We start from the raw sequence: 17093 nt of genomic DNA, 5'->3' as shown, positions 1-17093 counted from the left end.
CTTAATTATTATTATTAGAGTTTAGATTTTTTTAACATTTCCACTTTTGGTTGATATTTTTATAGATTATTTGATTTTATTTTTTAACTAGTCACCTTTTAAATCCACTAATAGTAAACATAAAATCTTTATTTTTCTGATAAGTATCTTTTAACAATTCTTTACAACTTTTTAAACCTTTGCCATCTAAAATTCACAAGAAGTTTATTTCATTATTCTGGGCTTTTTGTAATACTCCACTATAAGAACGAATTACCTCCTGAACTTTACTGCCCGCTGTATTAAAAAAACTGGTTTCTAAATAATAATCTTTATCTTTTGCTTTGATTTGAAAGTCAAATATTTTTTTTCCATTAACCTGAAAATTAACTGGCACTTGTTTTTGATATTCAATTCCGTGCTGAACCAGTAAAATTTCAATAGTTCTTTCCATAACTTTGCCACCAATATTTTTTCGTCCATGTGTTCCTAAACCTACTTCAATACCTAAACAATAATCTTTTAAATCTTTAATCTGTCCGTTAGTTAAATATTCTCCTAAACCAGAATCAAAAATCAGTTTTTTCACTTTTTCTAAATTTAATTCTTCTCAATATTCAAGGTTTTCTTTATCCAATCAAGCAAGGTTTTCATGGTCTCTAATTGCTAATAAATAAGGTAAAATTTGAAAAGTTTGTGGTTCCTCTTGTCAAATTCTTTCAATCCGTACAGTTAATTCCTCTTTACTAGCACAAATTAAACCATTTAAAATAAATAAACTTGTTTCATAAGTTAGTAAATTGCTTTCTATTTTTTTTCAATTAACTAGTTGGCTTAAATCAAGATTAGTAATTTGAATACTGTCAAATCATTGATAAAACTCTAATTTTTTTTTTTGCTGTTCGGTTAGTTTTAGTTGGTAATTGCCAATAAATATTTCTTGGGTGGCTCCTACTCTTTTGTCCCCTCGACAATTGATAAATCTTTGAGCCTTAAAAGAAAATTGTCAGTAGTCTTGGTATAAATCTTTAATAAAAGCAGTCGCATGATTAGTTAATAACCATTTTGCTCCTTGTTTTTCACATTTTTTTAAGAATTGGGCTAATTCCTTTTGATTTTCCCGCGTAAAGCCATTAGCAGTATAAGCAGTAAAAAAACCAAAACCATCATCATCATAAGGCGGATCAACAAATAAAAAATCATTCTCTTTAATTAGAGGCAATAATTTTTGATAATCTTGGTTTAAAATTTCAACTTCGTTCTTATTTAAATATTCACTAATGGCTAAAATATTTTCTCGATCAAACAATTTTGCTTTGTCTCTTTTTCCCCACGGCACATTAAAGCCCCCCCGACTATTGACCCGATATAATCCATTATAGCCAGTTTTGTTAAGATAAATAAAGCGGGCAGCAATTCCTAATTCAGTTAAATTATTCGGTTCTTGGCTTCGTAAAGTTTCGTAAAAATCTTTGCTGTGGTTTTTTTCGTATTCTCCTAAAAGTTTTAGGAGTTGTTTAGGTTGTTTTTTTATTGTTTGATAAGTTATTATTAATTCGCAATTAATATCATTAATGACTGCTTTATTAGGTTGAATACTTAAAAAGACAGCACCGCCACCGGCAAAAGGTTCAATAAAAGTGTTATATTTTTCTGGCAAAAGTAAGTTAATTATTTCTAAAAATTGGGTCTTTCCTCCGGCTCATTTGACAAAAGGTTTCAATTTCATATTGGCTAAATTTTCTTTATTCATACTTTACGTATTCTTATTTAGTTTTTTATAACAAATCTGGTTCAACTAAACACTAAACCAGCGGACGCGGCCAGCATAATCAAGCCTAATATTCAAGTTTTCTTGAAAAACTGTTTGTAAGAGGTCTGTCCTTTCTCCAAACTGGCCCGCAATATCCCATTGTTGGGTGAAAAGGCCATTCCCATAATGGCTCCTATTCAGGCAAAAAGAGCGGCGTAAATGAGAGTTGATTCACCAAAAGCCAGCAAAGTAGGGGCAAAAGCGGCTATCAAAGTAGTAGCAATAGATGTGGTGCTGCCAACTACAAAGGTGATTAAGAAAGAAAAGCCAAAAGCGGAATACAAGGCTAACGAAGCAGCTGCTGTCTGAGCCGTGTTAGGCAATAATTTTTCGGCAATTTTTTCCGACATGCCCGAATTTTTTATTATAGAAGCCGGAACAGCCGCAAAAATGTAAATTAAGAGCAGAGGAATAGAATTCTGTATGGCCGTTATTAGATTTTTCATAATACTTTGTTTGGCTAGCAGACAAATAATTATTCCCCCAATAATCAATCAGCAATTAACCGCTTGTTCCTCTCACTTGCCAAAAGTGCCTCAATTTTTTACTTTTTCCTCTTTGATCCTAGTCACTTTCATTTCCTCAATCGTTCCTAACTTTTCGTACTCTTCTTTTGTTTCAACATTGGTTACATATTCCGGAATCCTGGCGGCGTCTCCGTCCAACTTTTTAGCCACTCAGGGTGCTTGGGCGAAGAAACTACCCAACAAAAAAAATCCGGCTACTGCTAATATTAGTTTTCTGGTCCTATTAAGGCGAGGCGGGGGGCCCTCCTTGCTTAAATTACCCGAATCGGCAGCAGACGCTTGCTGGTGGCGACTACAATACCAGATATTAAAGAGAATAATAATTGAGGCGAAAAGGGCTAATGAGGCCACACGAAAGCCAATTCCGGTCAGGCCAGTATAATTAATTTTTCCCTTGACCTCACTAAAACATTGATTAAAATGAGTAGTAATTCTTTCGGTCGAGACTAAGCCTAACAGTCCGGCCACCGAACCACCATAAAGACAAAGAAACGAGGAAAAAAAATCAAATCCCATCGCCAGCAAGAGTGGAATAACTAAGGGATAAAAATGAACAAATTCGTCAAATCAGGATAAATTAGAACTTAGCAGAGCCGCGCAAATAGTAATTAAGCCAATAGTAAAATATTTTCTTTTCTGTAATCATTTTCGCTTGGAAGCAAAAAGGGCTTGAAAGGCTTGACTTTGTAAAATAGCGTGTAAAAAAAAGGCGAACGCAAAAATTGATAAGCCTTGTCCGGCCAGCCTTTCCCCAGCTGTTTTCAGAAAATGAGGGAAAATATCGGTTATTCCTACTTTAGTTTTTGCTAAACTGGGAATTCAAGTTAAAAATATGGTTAAAATACTGATTGCGAAAGTTATCAAAAAAAACATAAAAGATTTGTAATTAAGAAAGGGTTAATATTAAAAAGTAGTATTCAATTTGTTTAAAGACTAAAATTAAAGGTTTGTAATTATTGCCACCTTTGGTGGCTTATTTTTGTTTGGAGATATTCGCAGCCAAAATGGCTTCGTCATTAGTTGTCAAGGACCATCCTCACTTAAAGAATTAATTATTTTTTTTGATTTTACTTGCCAACAATCCATATATTAAGTATTATTTTATTATTTTGGTTGAGAAAAAAATTCGACCAAAGTCCTTACCATTACTCCCGTTCCACGTTTATTTTTGGTTTCTACGGCTGTGCCGGCAATATCACAATGAATGAAAGGTTTTTTTTCCACAAACTCTTGTAAAAAGGCGGCTCCGCTGGAAGCGCCCATATAGCGAATGCTACTAATATTACTAATATCGGCGATAGAAGTATTTTTTTTTAAACTTTCAACATTTTCAGGAATAATTGGCAATTCCCAGTATCTTTCAAAAGATTTCGTAAATGCTTTTCTTAATTTTCGATAAAAAGTTCGGTTGTTGGTTAATACCGCCGTTAACTGTTCTCCTAGTGCTGCCACGGCTGCTCCGGTCAAGGTGGCTACAGAAATAATTTCATTAACCTTTTCTTTGCGAATGGCGTAGGTGATTCCGTCAGCCAAGACTAAACGACCTTCGGCGTCGGTATTGTTAATTTCTACAGTTTTTCCATTCATAGAAGTTATTACCGATTCAGTGAGAGTAGCATGTCCTCCAATCGCATTTTCGGTTAAGCAAGCCACCGCTACCACGTTCATTTTCGGCTTATTTTGAGCCAAAGCCAGAAAAGAAGCACATACCACAGCGGCTCCTGACATGTCAAATTTCATGGTGGCAAGAGCTGGGGAAGATTTTAAATTATAACCACCGCTATCAAAAGTTATTCCTTTTCCGATTAATCCCAGAACATTTTTGTTTTTTTTATCACCAAAATAGCGCAAAATTACCACTCATGGCTCGTGATGACTGCCAGCATTAACGGCTAACAACAACCCCATTTTATTTTTGATAATTTGTTTTTTGTCTAAAATTTCTACTTCAATATTTTTAAGTTTACTGAATTTTTCTTTTACTTGGTCGGCAAACTCTTTGGCGTGTAATTTATTTGGTGGAGCATCTTGCAAATCGCGGGCAAAATTGACAGCGGCTAATTTTATTTGTGATTTAGTTAATATTTCAGCGGCTTTTTTATTTTTCGTTATTAGACAATATTCCTTGCTCGGCATTACTTATATTTATTTTTTAACATTTTTTGTGGATTCTGCCAAATCAGCGCCTTTTTTTCTTATGCTCGGTGGTAGAGAAAAAAGAACTTCTGGTCGAAAAGCTCTTATTTGCCTAAAATATAACATATGCATCTTTAAGAGGAAATTAATGAGAAAGTTGTTGACAATGGTTCGAGTGTTAGAAAAAAAGCGAAAGTGCGACCAATCGCTCTTTACAAAGAGATAGTGTTTAATTTTCCGGTTAAGGAGATAGTTGAATTAACTAATAAACGAGTGGCTAGACCTGTTGTTTTAACTCCATAAATAGTAGACGATAGAGTGCATTGACAAACTGGTTTTTAATAAAAATATCTACATGTAATGCGAATGTAAAATAATAAACTTTTTATATAAGCGTGTGTTCGGGTCCATAGCTCATTTGGTAGAGCATCTGTTTTGCACACAGAAGGCGGTCGGTTCGAAACCGACTGGATCCACCATAGTTCAGAAAATTTTCTCTTTTTTATTATTGCTAATGTAAGGAAGCAAGAAGATTTTTTTAATAACATTAAAACGATTTGTGTGAAGTAATTAGCAAATTTTTCACTAGTTAATCATGTTTTCCAAATCATATAAAATATACATATAGTGTAATCACTATGCTAGTAAATGATTAAAAGTTTTAGATATAAAGACGAAGCCGAAAGTTTTCGAGAAAACAAAACTCCTTTGCGGTGACAACACATCGCTAAGCAACGACAAAAAAGTTTATTAATCTTGGATGCTGCTCCAGATTTAACTACCTTAGCCGGCTTACCTAGTAATCGGTTAGAAAAATTAAAAGGCAAACGACAAGGCCAACACAGTATTGCTATTAATAAACAATATCGGCTCTGTTTTATCTGAGGTCAAGATAACAACGCCTACGAAGTGGAAACAGTTGACTATCATGACGAATAATTAAAGTAAATAAAAATATGGAAGTGAAGCAAAAATTAATTCCTATTCATCCGGGAGAAATATTAAAAGACGAATTAGACTATTTAGATATTAGCCAAGCGGAACTAGCACGAGCCATTAACGTTTCCACTCGCCGCATTAACGAAATTTGTCAAGCCAAACGGGGCATTAGCACCGATACCGCCTTAAGATTAGGCTTTTATTTTAAAATGGGGGAGAAGGGAGCGGAATTTTGACTGAATTTACAGCAAAAGTATGAACGAGAATGTTTAAAAGGTATTGTCACTAGAAAAGGAAAAGAAATGAGGCAGCAAATTCGTCCGTTGTCTAAAGAGAGATTGAGTATTTAAAAAAAATTAGAAAGCATGACTAATGTAGAAAAAAATAAAAGTAAATTAATTATCAATGCATCATCATCGACTATAATCGACTGGAAATTTCTGGCAGGAGCATTTGCTGATAGTAAATTTTTAAAAATATTTAAAGTTGGAAAAAATAGGTTTTGATTCCATTCAAAAACTGGCCGTTGTTTCTTTTGTACCGACAAGACACGAAAAAAACAAGGTAATTTTTGCGACCGTTATTGCCAAGGATTTTATGAAAATCAGGAGTCACATCGTAAATTACGAATGGACATTTGGAATGGAAAAGAAACAAGAGATTACGAGGCGGCAGAAAGTAATTTATTAGACAAAGTAGTTAAAATGATCCCCGGCGAAGTTTGACGAGCCAAAAGAGGGTCATTTTCTCTTTACGATATTTATACCGAAGAGGAATGAAAAGAAAAACCACTAAATGATCAACGACTTCAGATAATAAGAAAAATCCATGCCTATATGATAAAGAAAAGCAGAGAATTTCTTTACTGCTTTGCTCCCAAATGTCCTAAGCGTTTTGAAGTCACTCCTCAAACTTTTTCGCCTTTTTTCTGTAGTAAAGAGTGTGTAAAAAAGCAACAGGCAATGATGAAAAGTAGGGAATGACGGGAAGAACAAGAAAAAACAGAAAAATGGTATAAGGAACATGAAATTAAGGTGAAAGAAATTAAAGAAAGAAGTTTACTTAGGGCTTGCGGGTATTCATCACAAGAGGATTTGTCTAACTTCAGAAAATTATTTGGTGGTGAAGTAACTGAAGAGAAGTTAGAAGAATTTTTTAAATTAGCAAAAAAACTAAAGAATAAATAATTTTTCTCTATTACTTGGAACAAATAATGATTAAATTCGTTGCCGCACTTAGTTTATGAACCTATTAACGGCCAAAGCATGGTGGAACTGCTGAAATTTGGTAACTGCTCCAGTTACTAGCCAAAAAATTTCTACTCAGCAATTATTAGAAAAGATAATATGAAGAATATGCGATAAAAATTGGGAAGTAATACTTCTTATATACGGAAGCATTAAAGTAATTTCGCTGCTAACTGAGAATTTTTACCAAATATGGACAGAAAGTAATAAACCAGAAAAAAGCCCTAAAAAAGTTAAAAAATAAATTGATGGAAATTATTAAAGACTTACAAATTCTTACTAATTATTCCAATTTTTCTACTTTTTATCATTTGCTGGATAAATTTAAATTCTTGTTAGGAGTTTGTATTTGGGCTAGTTTAGGGGTGTTAGTGGGGGGATTATTATTAACTCTTTTTAGGGATAATTCCCTAACTTGTTAATAAAAGATAAACACTTTTCTCAGAAATTAATCTTTCAGTTTTCAAAGAGATTAGATTTTCAAAATCTATAAACAAATTTATATATATAATTTTATCAATTATACAGGTTAGGTTTTGAGTTTAACTCTTACCACTTCACTTTCAACTAACTTACTATATATATATTTATTAATAAAAATGAAAAAAGTAAAATATTTATATAGATGATGAAGAAAAAGAAAAAAAGATTAAAACAATAAAAAATTTTAAAAATGACTAAAAAAGAAAGATGTTTTAAATGTCAGCGACCAATAACTCGTGAATATGTCCTTTCCAAAAAAGGTTACTCTTTAAAAAATGATTGGGAATACTGGACTGAAAAAGAAGAAAATAAGGGAAAGTATATTTGCAACTCTTGTTTACTTGACTTGTATTATAATGATAAAGGGCAGTATTTGCAAGAAGTTAAAAATGAGAAGAGAAGGCGTGTTTTTCGAGTCTATATTTACAGCAAAATCATTTCATAATTTTTTAAGTATAAATTAATTAATAAATATACATATGGTAAAAATAAATCTAAAAGAATATCAAAAATGGTTAGAAAGAAGAAATTTGTCCCAGAAAACTGTGCAAATTTATAGTTGGGCATTGCAGAAGTATAGAAAGAAAGAAGTGGACACCACCGAAATTGTTAATTTTTTTAAGGAAATTTTAAGCAAATATCACCCAAACTCCTTAAAATGTATTCTAAGAGCCTTGTCTTCCTATGCTAAATTTGAAAAGATATCGATTGAATGAGAACTAATTACTAGGCTAGTTCCTGTCGTGCAACAAAAATTTTTTACTACTATTGATGAAACTGAGTTGGTGCGGTTAAAGCAAGCAAAAACCAAAAACAAATCAAGCACCACCCAGCGCGATAATCTAATGTTGGTTTTTTTACTCTATACCGGAGTAAGGGTCGGTGAATTAATTAACATTAGACATTGTGATTATCAAAATGGAAGTTTATGAATACACGGAAAAGGAAATAAGTTTAGGTACATTCCTCTCCCTGATTTCTTGGCAAAACATTTTAATGGTAGTTCTGATTACTTGTTTAAGACTCTAAGGGGGCAGATGGACAAAAAAGGAGTTTGGTCCATGATTAAAAAAAAGGTTAAGAGGGCGGGTCTTGACAAGCGAATCAGTCCTCACACCTTTCGGAGGTCGTTTGCTACTCTTTCTAATAAAATGGGAATACGTTTAACAACTATTCAAAAAGTATTGGGACATAGTGATATCCAAACTACTTCTTCTTACATCCATAATTCTTACGAAGAAATTTATCAGGACTACAGTAAGTTATGAATTTCTTCACCCCCCCCCCCCCAATCTCTTCATCCTCTGTCGGCTTCTCTAAAAAGTAGAAAAATTAATTAATGGAAAATCAAGTAAGTGAAATAGTTTCTTTAAAAGAGCAAATAACTGAAAAAGAAAAAGTAAATAAGGATTTAGAAAAAGAAAGAGATAATTTAAAGAATAGTTTAGAATTGTGAACCAAACAATTTCCCAATCAAACTCCGGAACAAATACAAAAAAAATTATCATTTAACTTTTGAGAAAACTGTCCGCAAAAAACCAAACCTGAAATTATGGACATGCTGTTTAGTCAATTAGGTAAAACTAGAAATGAGTTGGATGATAATTGTTTGGATGCTATTGCCAAAAAAGTTGTCTACTTTTATGGCGAGGAAAAAGATACTAAAAAGTCAATTTCTTCAATGACTGGTCAGGTTGTAGAAATAACTCAGAAAATATTTGGGCCAGAAAACAAGAGACGCGGACAAATCTACTATTTAATAAAACTAACAAATAAAACGACTTTAAAAGCCAAAAAGTATAATTTACCAGAGGAGAAATGAACCCAAGTTGAAAAACTAGAAATTTTGAATCAGGATTTGCTCTTTAAATACTGAAATTCGATTTTTGGTAAAGATATTTACGACTTTTATCCGATTGGAACTGAGCCAATTTCTCAGCTTCAGCCTAATTCTGGGGGGGCGGGAGCACCCGACACAGACGGGGAAAACCAAGTCAATTAGATAACTGGATTAAAGGTGTGAGGCCTCCCTCTGGGAGGCTCAACCTTCAGTATTCTATTACTTCGGTTTCGCCCCCGTCGGTCGGCGGCAAAAACCAGCAATATTATACATGCACGCGCGCAAAAAAAATTTTTAAAGAAAAAATGAATAAAAAATTGTTTATAGACCCCTCCGGGACTGGCACTACTGGAATATGTATAGTTGGAAGCGAAATAACCTTTCTAAAATGCGAAAATAAGGACTGAAAAGAACATTTTAAGAAAATATTAGAACTAGTAAAAGAATACTCATTTGATACAGTTGTTTACGAAATTAATAATTATGTCGGACCAGTTAATCGCGGTAGGGATATAATTAATCTGCTTAAATTATTTGCGGCAATCGACACTCTTGCTTATTACTTTCCGGGTTTGAAAGTCAATACCGTTTCCGCTAAACAAACCCAACAAATGAAAGAACAAATTAGAAATAAAGAAAAAGGAATTGCTGGTCTTAATTATCAGAGAGGAAAGGCCTGAACTTACCAAGATAAAAATATTAGCGTTCATGAAGTAGATGCTTTTTTAGTTTACTGGATTTGGAAAGGGAATAATTATGACACAAATAAATAAAAATGATTAATATGAATGGCAAAGACAAATTAGAACAAGCCTATCGAGAATGCTACACTAATAATCCCCATTTGTTAAAATTGTCGGCTCAATGAGAGCAAGCCCAAAACGAGGATTGAATTAATTGAGAAAAACAAAAGACTAATGAACGAACAAAAAAATAAGCCTAATAAAGAGTGAAAAAAAGGAAACAACGGAGTTTTCTACTTAGATAATGGGGATTGTAAATGTTGACTGTTTAATGAAGATAATAAGTGTATGAAATGCGGAAGAGATAACTTTGAACCGCCCGAAGAACCTAACAACTAAATGATTAAAAACTTAATTGATTGAACTGGAATATATGACATAGTCGCTGCTTTCCACATATATTTAACTGCTCGCGGACGAGGAAAAACCGATACTAAGGCTTGACAATTTTTAGAAGAAATAACCAGTAATAACGATGTTTGTTTTGCTTGAATAAGAAGAAGGTGGCATGACAGTTTGGATTGTTCCAAACCTTATTTTCAAGACTTAACTTATAAGTTTTGTGAAAAGACTGGAATTAAGTATAGTTCTTTTGAATTTCATGAAAAAGGCGTTTACTATCACAGCAAGCGAAGAATCTATTTTTGTGATTTGTTTAGTTTTAGCAGATTCAGAGGACAAATTGCTCGGGTTACTTTTAAAGAAATAATTTTTGAAGAAGCCATTCCGATTGACGGAGAATTTTTAGTTTTACACAAAAAAACTGAACTAAAAACAGAGCAGTGAATGTTTAATGATTTGATCGATAGTTTAAAAAAGAGAAAGGACAAAGATGGCCAAGAAATTCCTTTTAAAACTAAAATAACTTTTCTCGGCAACCCCTACATTTGAAGTGCTTGATTTTTAGACGCCTTTTATAAGAATTTGATTAATTTGAAGAAATTAGCCGAAGAAAAAGAAAAAAAGGAGGATAATGGTGGGGTGCTGGAAAAAGTGAAGGATGAAGAAGGGACGGAATGATTATTATATATCAATCTTATTGAGGGAGAGGAAGACCCTCATTCCCGGTCTCTACGAGAAAAAATTAACCCCTTTTTAGTTAATTGAGACGATTTTATGATTTCTCTTTACACAAAAGGAGGAGGAATTAAAAAATACAAAATAGAACACGCGGTGCAAGATTTCTTTTTTTGCGAACTAGGAGAACGGGAAGTAAATAAAAAATACTTTCTGATGCATTTTACCAAGAACAAAAAAGAAGTGGATAGTGATATTACTAACTATTGCTTTAATTTAGAAGAAAAAGCCAAAAGTAAATTAAAAGAATGTGTTTTGCGCGATAAAGATAAATTAATGAGTAATTGAGTAAATATGCTAAAAGACGGGGAATTATTTTTTACTGATTTCCGGAGTAGGGATTGATTTTTGGAGCAGATAAAGACTGTTCGTTAATTATTCTTCCTCCTCTTCGTCTTCTTCATCGTCCTCTTTTTTTTCTCGGCTTCGCCGAATTCGTTCAGCATTGCTACCAGCCCGCCCAATTGCTATTTTTTGTTCTAGTTGCTCCACGGTGGAATAGGCACAGGTTCAACAAAGTCGTTCACTTCCAAATTTAATTTTTTCCAACATTTCGCTAGGTGAATATTTTCTTCCACAATTAGAACATTTGCCAAAACTCTTAATCTGAACTTCGCCATAACTGCGATAAGCCCTTAATTCCCGACCTTCCGATAAGGCCTTTTGTTGTCTCATTCATTTTTTTCTTTCTGCCTCATTAGTTCATTTGCGAGGTCGACCACCGAGTCGCCCTCACTCACTTAATTTTCGTGAACTAACCTTTTCTCCACCCAAAATAGTCCACTTTTTGCCTTTTTTAGTTGGAATTTGCCTCATATAGTTATTTTAGAAACAATGTGTCCGGAAAGCCTTATTCAATTACTTATTAAAGTATAAGGAAAAAGGTATTCCAATTAGTCAATTTTACTATGCCAAATAGATTGGGAGTTGAAGTTTTTCAAAAAGTGTTTTTTTCTCCTATTTTTGTCTTTTGAGACTGAAATGGGTGTTGCTGGAGACCAAAATGGGGCAAAAATACCTCTTTTGCTCGTTAGTTTCAATATGTTTGATTATTTCCTCGCCAAATTCAGTAAAATGATATTTATATCATGTTGGTGATATTCCCCATTCGCAGTTCAAACTTCTAATGCGTTAACTCCTTTGACTGGTTGGAAAGTAAAAGTTTTACTCGCTTTTTCTTTTTGCTTCGGCATCAAAGTAATTAAAATTTGACTTCCTTTTTTCTCTACTTTCACACTATCAATGCTACAATGATAATCAATTTCGCGTGTTGTTAGAATAATTTGCCCATTATATTTTCAGTTTATATAAAGTTGATTCATTATAATTTGTTAAGTCTTTCAATAACCTCATTCATGCGTTTTTTTAAATCATTAATTTCCTTGACGTTATCATTAACTTGACTAATTATTTTGTTGTCCGAATCAATAAAATCATTTCGCAATTTGTCATCATCTTTTTTCAACTCTTGCTTAACTTCATCTTGAACTAATTGATAAATTTCAACATGAGCATCAATTATTTCTTCATCGTTAAAAAGAGGTTTTTCTTTGAATAATTTTTGTTTGATTATATCTTTACTGACCATAATTTATATTTTTTTTAATTTTCGCCCTCTTCTTCTCCCTCATTCTCTTGTTCTTGTGCCTGCCTTTCCTGCTCTTGCTTTTCGGCTTCGGCTTTTTCTTTTTCTAATTTTTCTCTTTCGGCTTTTTCTCGCTCAGTTTCTCCCTCTTTTTCCTTTTCCTTCTCAATTTTTTCAGTTTCGGTTTCCCCCTCACCTTCTTTTTCTCCTTCCTTTTCCCCTTCCTGCTCCTTTTCATCTTCATTTTCTCTTTCTCTTTCCAATCCTTCGCCGACACCTCCTGAAAGATTTTCTTGTTCCACTTCATTTAAATCTAATTCTTCTTCTTTAAATTCCTCATTTTCCCCCTCCATATTTTCTAATTCTTTTTCATCTAATTTTTGAGAAGAAATTTTTTTTGCTTCTTTAAAAGTAGTGTAAGAGGTAGTTGATTTAAAGTAAACATCAATAGTGGTATTGGTTCTTCGCAAAATAACCTCGTATTTAATTCCGGCTTGACAACTAGCAACTTGCCTAGTAGTAGTGTCGTTTTTTATCATGAAAAATTCGATGTCGGTATCCTCAGTTGGTTCAAAATAACCATCGACTTTCATTTCAGTTCCATTACCTCCATGAGTATTGATTTGGTGGGAGAAACAACCTCAACATCAACCTTTTTCACTAGAAGGGTCGGGACTAATCGGTCTCAACTGATTTAGTCACAAATCCATTTGACTAGGATTAGTGGGTCGTAAGAAAGTGGTGTGGGCATAACCAACATTCCCCGTTTGTCCATCCGCAACTTTTTCTTCAGTTATTTCTTCTTTTCTTTCTTCTTCCGCAAAATAAGCATCAAAAGCATTTCCAGAGATTTTAGAATAATTTGCGACTCTTTCATAGCCAAAGTCTGGATTAGTCAATTTCTCTCCTTCCGTTAAATAATACCCTCTCTCCATTATTCCAGTGAAAAAATTATCGATATCGTTTTCTAAATAAACATCTCTCCACTGCCACATTCCTACTTTCTGCGAAAAATTTCCAAAATTCTCTCATTCTATTGGCAAATTAACTTCGCCTTCCTTATTATTTGCTCATTTTAAATTATTATACAACGTTTCGCTAATGTAAATTCGATAAAAAAGACTTTCTTTAGTTAAATGGTGAAATAAATCGGTGAAGGAGTAATGATAATCAATAGAACTTGATGCATCTGGATCAGCATTATTGACTAGTTTGCTTGATTCCGCGGCTTTCTCCGCAGCCTTTTTATCTCTGGCTGCTTTTTTTTCAAACTTGCCCTTTTTTTGATTATTACTACCTATTTTTTTTATAAATTCGTTCGTGGTATCTTCTTTCCAAGAGGCACCCGCTCCAAATGTAGCCGCTTCTACTTTAAACGATTTAATGATAGAAAAAAGGTTAAAAAGTGGATAAAAAGTTTCTGACGAACTAATTTTATAATTTGCTCCTAAATGAGCGAACTCAAAACGATAATTAACCGAACCTGGTCCACTAGTTAAAAAAAGTTTTCAAGGCAACACAAATTTTCCATCCTTTTCTTTAATTCCTAAATAGAGTGCATTGGCTGGTAAAACAATTTCTTGAAGAAAGTAAAAATGGAAAGTGACATGACTTCACAAATGAGGTTGTTTTTTTAATCACTCAGCAATTTTAGGATTTTGTTCGAACAAGACTTCTTCTCCGGACATTTCTTTTTTAAAAAAAGTATTCTTGACACTTGCAGTTCCTATGGCAGGCAAAGTATCTTCTTGTTCTCCGCAACCAATAGTTAAAAAGACTTCTCCCGAAATTATTTCACGAGCCAATTTTCTCAGTGCGTTAAATGGACCTCTGGCAAAACTGGCTATTGATGAAAAAAAAGAACCAAGAATCCCCGATTTAATTCCTATTATACTAAATCTTTCAAGTGCTACTTCGCTCGGAAAAGACATTTTTCCATTCAAACCTCCTCCTCCAATGCCCTCCTCCGACATACTCATCGACTCTTTTCCTAAAGCATGAGCCCTAAAGATCGCTAATTTCGGTTGGTAAGACTTAAAAGGATTATGGTAAATCTTTTTGTTTCCTAAATCAGAACAAAAAGGAAAATGTTTCCTATTATCCGGATCTTTCGTAACTGGCCCTCTCTCTAAATATCCTAATCCGGCACTTCTCATCCAGTTTCAATAATACATTGCTAAAAGACATTTTTTTGCTCAAAATCTAATATAAAGTTGGTAATTGTTAGTGTAAAAATGTTGAGTAACAAAATAGAGTTGTTTTCTCCACAAAATCGCTAAATCAGGTCGGGCGAAGTCATAAGAAAAATAATTTTTGCCAGCATTACTTTTTTTTCTTTCTTCTATTTTTTTCAATTCTGCTAATTCTTCAGTAAATAAGCCAGAATAAGGAAAGTAATAAAATTCTTCATAAGTAGTTAGTTTCAACCCCTTTTCTAACTCTTTTTGATAACTATTTTCGCTGGTATTATTTATCTCTTGATAGATTCTCTTTCTAATTTTAACTAGTATTTCTCTTTCTTTATCATCCAAAACTCTTCGATCACCGAACATATTTTGAGTAACTACTTGTATTTCGTTATCCGTATTTTTAACAATTCGGCAACTATATTCGTGAAATTTGGTGTCTTTTATTCATTTAACCGCCTCATTATATCTTTTGTGATGAGGAATAAAAATATAATTTCTATTTCAGTAATTTTTGCCAGATGTATCATTAAAAAGGATTACATTTATTTTTTGTATCCAAAGTTCGGGATTAACTTCAACATCTTCATCAGTAATTACTAGATTTGGTTGGATCGTTGCCATTTATTAACTAATTTTAAGTTATTAGAAATACCTATTACTTTACTTCCAAACTAAGCACGCAAACTGTTTTACAATTCGGGCAAATTATTTTCCCAGTTCCTTTTTTTTGTTTACAATATCTTTCGCGAGCCTTTTGAGCAAGATATTTCTTTCGCTCGGGTTTTTGGTTGTATTCTTTGAAATAAGTTGATAAATTAACCATTATTAAATTATTTAGGTTCTGATTTGTATAAAAAAAATGTATACAATAAAATTATAATTATAGTAAAAGTATAAATAGATATGGTAAATAATATAGAAACTAGCAAAAAAACAGTCAGTTAAAGTCTGGAAAAAGTAAGAAATAGTATGGTAGACAAAAACAAAAATTGTAGTTTGTGTAAAAAAGTTTTACCAAAAATCAAAAGTAAGTATGGCGAGGAAGGAAGTGTCTTTAATATTCCAATCGGAACTAAAAGCGAATGAGAACATAATCAAGGCGAATGACTAAAATTATGTTTTGATTGTTGAGAAAAGAATAAAGAACAATACAAAAAAATGGTCGATGAAGGAAAAATTTGCGGAAATGGATATCATATTACAAATAGTGATGTTGAAGCCCATAAAGTTAACGAAGATGATGATGAAGAATATGATCCTAATGCACCGGCATTTGAACCAATGTTTTATAGAAGTGGCAATGTAGTAAAATGTAATGTTTGTTCCAAATGAAGCACCGAACCAGAAGTTAGAAAAAGTTTTCACTTTGACCCTTTCGGTTCTATTGACAAAGACAATGCATGTTCAACAGAATGCGGAACAATTTATAAAGAAAAAGAAGAATTAAAAGAACTAGAAGACATAGAGGAATTAACTCCTCAAATGCTAGATAATAATCAAAAAAAAAGATTACAAGAATTAAGAAAGAAATATGGCGACGGCGGCAATAATAGAGAGAGAGAGAGAGAGAGAGAGAGAGAGAGCAAAAATGGCTTTAATTGAGGTTCTCCGTGAGTAATTGGAGGCGGAATAGTGATTATTCTAGTAATTGGAGTGGTTATTTACTTCCTAACTAGGAAAAAACAAAGATAGTGAAATTTTAAAAAATATGACAGATACAGAAAATATTAAAATGGTTAATGATACCATAGAAACAATTAAAAATATCAAATGAATGATAGAAAAATGTCAAATTACCGAGAGAGAGAAAAATATTTTGCAAAAATTTCAGCAAGAAATCTATAAAGAAATGATAAATAAATTGTCATTCGTTCACAAAAAATAAGAAAACATATGGAAAAGACAGAAACTAATAAAACATTAAAAACCATCAGTTGTTGCGAATTAATAAGTTATATAATGCCATATTCAGATGCAGACAAATTAGCAAATGATAAAAACTCAGATAAAATAATGATAACTTATGAATATTTGCTAGAAAAATTAGGAGAAAAGGAGAAACTTTGTTGAAATTGTGCTACCAAACATTATGCTCCATTTCAAATAGCGAAAAGAGAAATGAAAAAGCACGAGTCTAGATTCGAAAGATTGTTTAAGAAAAATGATAAAAATTAAAATATATGAATAAAAAATATACAGACTTTATTACTGATACAGGATTAACATTTAGAGAAAAAGAATTTACAATATCAGTTTCTAAAGAATTTGTTGAGGTTAAAAATTTAGAAGACAACCCTAATTTTATTACGCAACATGTTTTATCTAATCTTTATCAGCATGCTGATGTTTATTTTGGTAAAAACAATTGATACTTAACTAATTATGATTTCTATACAATAGAAGAAGATGAAACAACAAAAAAAATATTTTTTTACTTTGTTATAACTTGTTGCGGAAAAGTTCCTGAGGCTTGAATTGATTATAAAAAGAATAATTCAACTGACAATGCAAAAAGTTAGAAATTATTCTATTCGA

Annotated in this window: 24 protein-coding genes and 1 tRNA gene; 17 read left to right on the top strand and 8 right to left on the bottom strand. The window is 32.6% G+C overall.

What is annotated here, in order from left to right:
* Positions 1-76: 76 nt before the first annotated feature.
* The 3 genes from DHMRE_RS01890 to DHMRE_RS01880 form a co-directional block, all read right to left on the bottom strand.
* Positions 77-1732 (bottom strand): DpnII family type II restriction endonuclease, encoded by a 1656-nt coding sequence (locus DHMRE_RS01890; RefSeq protein WP_322632696.1) that lies wholly within the window; start codon positions 1730-1732, stop codon positions 77-79.
* A gap of 17 nt (positions 1733-1749) precedes the next feature.
* A complete protein-coding gene (locus DHMRE_RS01885; RefSeq protein WP_322632695.1) occupies positions 1750-3183 on the bottom strand; it encodes a hypothetical protein in 1434 nt (477 codons plus the stop codon).
* Between the two features lie 240 nt (positions 3184-3423).
* Complete coding sequence (locus DHMRE_RS01880) at positions 3424-4455, bottom strand: M17 family metallopeptidase (protein WP_322632694.1); 1032 nt, start codon at positions 4453-4455, stop codon at positions 3424-3426.
* A gap of 403 nt (positions 4456-4858) precedes the next feature.
* Here DHMRE_RS01880 and DHMRE_RS01875 point away from each other — a divergent pair.
* The 13 genes from DHMRE_RS01875 (at position 4859) to DHMRE_RS01815 (ending at position 11159) form a co-directional block, all read left to right on the top strand.
* A tRNA-Ala gene (locus tag DHMRE_RS01875) sits at positions 4859-4934 on the top strand.
* Between the two features lie 169 nt (positions 4935-5103).
* Entirely contained in the window at positions 5104-5394 is a 291-nt protein-coding gene (locus DHMRE_RS01870; RefSeq protein ID WP_322632693.1) for a type II toxin-antitoxin system RelE/ParE family toxin, read from the top strand.
* A 17-nt stretch (positions 5395-5411) separates the two neighbouring features.
* Entirely contained in the window at positions 5412-5744 is a 333-nt protein-coding gene (locus tag DHMRE_RS01865; protein WP_322632692.1) for a HigA family addiction module antitoxin, read from the top strand.
* Between the two features lie 15 nt (positions 5745-5759).
* Positions 5760-6581, top strand: a complete 822-nt coding sequence (locus DHMRE_RS01860) for a hypothetical protein (protein WP_322632691.1) — start codon at positions 5760-5762, stop codon at positions 6579-6581.
* Between the two features lie 55 nt (positions 6582-6636).
* Entirely contained in the window at positions 6637-6885 is a 249-nt protein-coding gene (locus tag DHMRE_RS01855) for a hypothetical protein (protein WP_322632690.1), read from the top strand.
* 4 nt (positions 6886-6889) lie between these two features.
* Positions 6890-7063 (top strand): hypothetical protein, encoded by a 174-nt coding sequence (locus DHMRE_RS01850; RefSeq protein WP_322632689.1) that lies wholly within the window; start codon positions 6890-6892, stop codon positions 7061-7063.
* A gap of 251 nt (positions 7064-7314) precedes the next feature.
* Positions 7315-7569: a hypothetical protein gene (locus tag DHMRE_RS01845; protein ID WP_322632688.1), complete on the top strand. Its 255-nt coding sequence runs from the start codon at positions 7315-7317 to the stop codon at positions 7567-7569.
* Between the two features lie 34 nt (positions 7570-7603).
* Positions 7604-8464 carry a tyrosine-type recombinase/integrase gene (locus tag DHMRE_RS01840; protein WP_322632687.1) on the top strand — a complete coding sequence of 287 codons (861 nt, stop codon included), beginning with the start codon at positions 7604-7606 and terminating at the stop codon, positions 8462-8464.
* The gene (locus DHMRE_RS01835; RefSeq protein WP_322632686.1) at positions 8464-9126 is read left to right on the top strand and encodes a hypothetical protein; all 663 of its coding nucleotides are present in this window, start codon (positions 8464-8466) and stop codon (positions 9124-9126) included. Before DHMRE_RS01840 ends, DHMRE_RS01835 begins: the two co-directional genes overlap by 1 nt.
* A 143-nt stretch (positions 9127-9269) precedes the next feature.
* A complete protein-coding gene (locus DHMRE_RS01830; RefSeq protein ID WP_322632685.1) occupies positions 9270-9737 on the top strand; it encodes a hypothetical protein in 468 nt (155 codons plus the stop codon).
* An 11-nt stretch (positions 9738-9748) separates the two neighbouring features.
* On the top strand, positions 9749-9901 hold the full coding sequence (locus tag DHMRE_RS01825; RefSeq protein ID WP_322632684.1) for a hypothetical protein: 153 nt from the start codon (positions 9749-9751) through the stop codon (positions 9899-9901).
* Positions 9882-10046 carry a hypothetical protein gene (locus DHMRE_RS01820; RefSeq protein WP_322632683.1) on the top strand — a complete coding sequence of 55 codons (165 nt, stop codon included), beginning with the start codon at positions 9882-9884 and terminating at the stop codon, positions 10044-10046. The genes DHMRE_RS01825 and DHMRE_RS01820 overlap by 20 nt, the downstream gene beginning before the upstream one ends.
* Complete coding sequence (locus DHMRE_RS01815; RefSeq protein WP_322632682.1) at positions 10047-11159, top strand: hypothetical protein; 1113 nt, start codon at positions 10047-10049, stop codon at positions 11157-11159.
* Here DHMRE_RS01815 and DHMRE_RS01810 read toward each other — a convergent pair whose 3' ends face one another.
* The 5 genes from DHMRE_RS01810 to DHMRE_RS01790 form a co-directional block, all read right to left on the bottom strand.
* Positions 11160-11600 (bottom strand): hypothetical protein, encoded by a 441-nt coding sequence (locus tag DHMRE_RS01810; RefSeq protein WP_322632681.1) that lies wholly within the window; start codon positions 11598-11600, stop codon positions 11160-11162.
* Positions 11601-11833: 233 nt separating this feature from the next.
* Positions 11834-12106 carry a hypothetical protein gene (locus DHMRE_RS01805; protein ID WP_322632680.1) on the bottom strand — a complete coding sequence of 91 codons (273 nt, stop codon included), beginning with the start codon at positions 12104-12106 and terminating at the stop codon, positions 11834-11836.
* Positions 12106-12372 carry a hypothetical protein gene (locus tag DHMRE_RS01800; protein WP_322632679.1) on the bottom strand — a complete coding sequence of 89 codons (267 nt, stop codon included), beginning with the start codon at positions 12370-12372 and terminating at the stop codon, positions 12106-12108. The genes DHMRE_RS01805 and DHMRE_RS01800 overlap by 1 nt, the downstream gene beginning before the upstream one ends.
* Before the next feature lie 14 nt (positions 12373-12386).
* Positions 12387-15179, bottom strand: coding sequence for a hypothetical protein (locus DHMRE_RS01795; protein WP_322632678.1), 2793 nt, complete (start codon positions 15177-15179; stop codon positions 12387-12389).
* 34 nt (positions 15180-15213) lie between these two features.
* Positions 15214-15381, bottom strand: a complete 168-nt coding sequence (locus DHMRE_RS01790) for a hypothetical protein (RefSeq protein WP_322632677.1) — start codon at positions 15379-15381, stop codon at positions 15214-15216.
* 146 nt (positions 15382-15527) lie between these two features.
* Here DHMRE_RS01790 and DHMRE_RS01785 point away from each other — a divergent pair, with 146 nt between their 5' ends.
* From DHMRE_RS01785 to DHMRE_RS01770, 4 genes are read left to right on the top strand one after another with little or no spacing between them, the layout of a single operon-like run.
* Positions 15528-16250 carry a hypothetical protein gene (locus DHMRE_RS01785; protein WP_322632676.1) on the top strand — a complete coding sequence of 241 codons (723 nt, stop codon included), beginning with the start codon at positions 15528-15530 and terminating at the stop codon, positions 16248-16250.
* Between the two features lie 16 nt (positions 16251-16266).
* Positions 16267-16443, top strand: coding sequence for a hypothetical protein (locus DHMRE_RS01780; protein WP_322632675.1), 177 nt, complete (start codon positions 16267-16269; stop codon positions 16441-16443).
* A gap of 8 nt (positions 16444-16451) precedes the next feature.
* Positions 16452-16733 (top strand): hypothetical protein, encoded by a 282-nt coding sequence (locus DHMRE_RS01775; protein WP_322632674.1) that lies wholly within the window; start codon positions 16452-16454, stop codon positions 16731-16733.
* Positions 16734-16738: 5 nt separating this feature from the next.
* Positions 16739-17077 (top strand): hypothetical protein, encoded by a 339-nt coding sequence (locus DHMRE_RS01770; RefSeq protein WP_322632673.1) that lies wholly within the window; start codon positions 16739-16741, stop codon positions 17075-17077.
* The last annotated feature ends 16 nt before the right edge of the window (positions 17078-17093 follow it).

This window comes from endosymbiont DhMRE of Dentiscutata heterogama, assembly GCF_002888635.2.
Lineage (GTDB): Bacteria > Bacillota_I > Bacilli_A > Mycoplasmatales > CGIF01 > CGIF01.
This window is presented reverse-complemented; position numbering and strand designations above follow the sequence as displayed.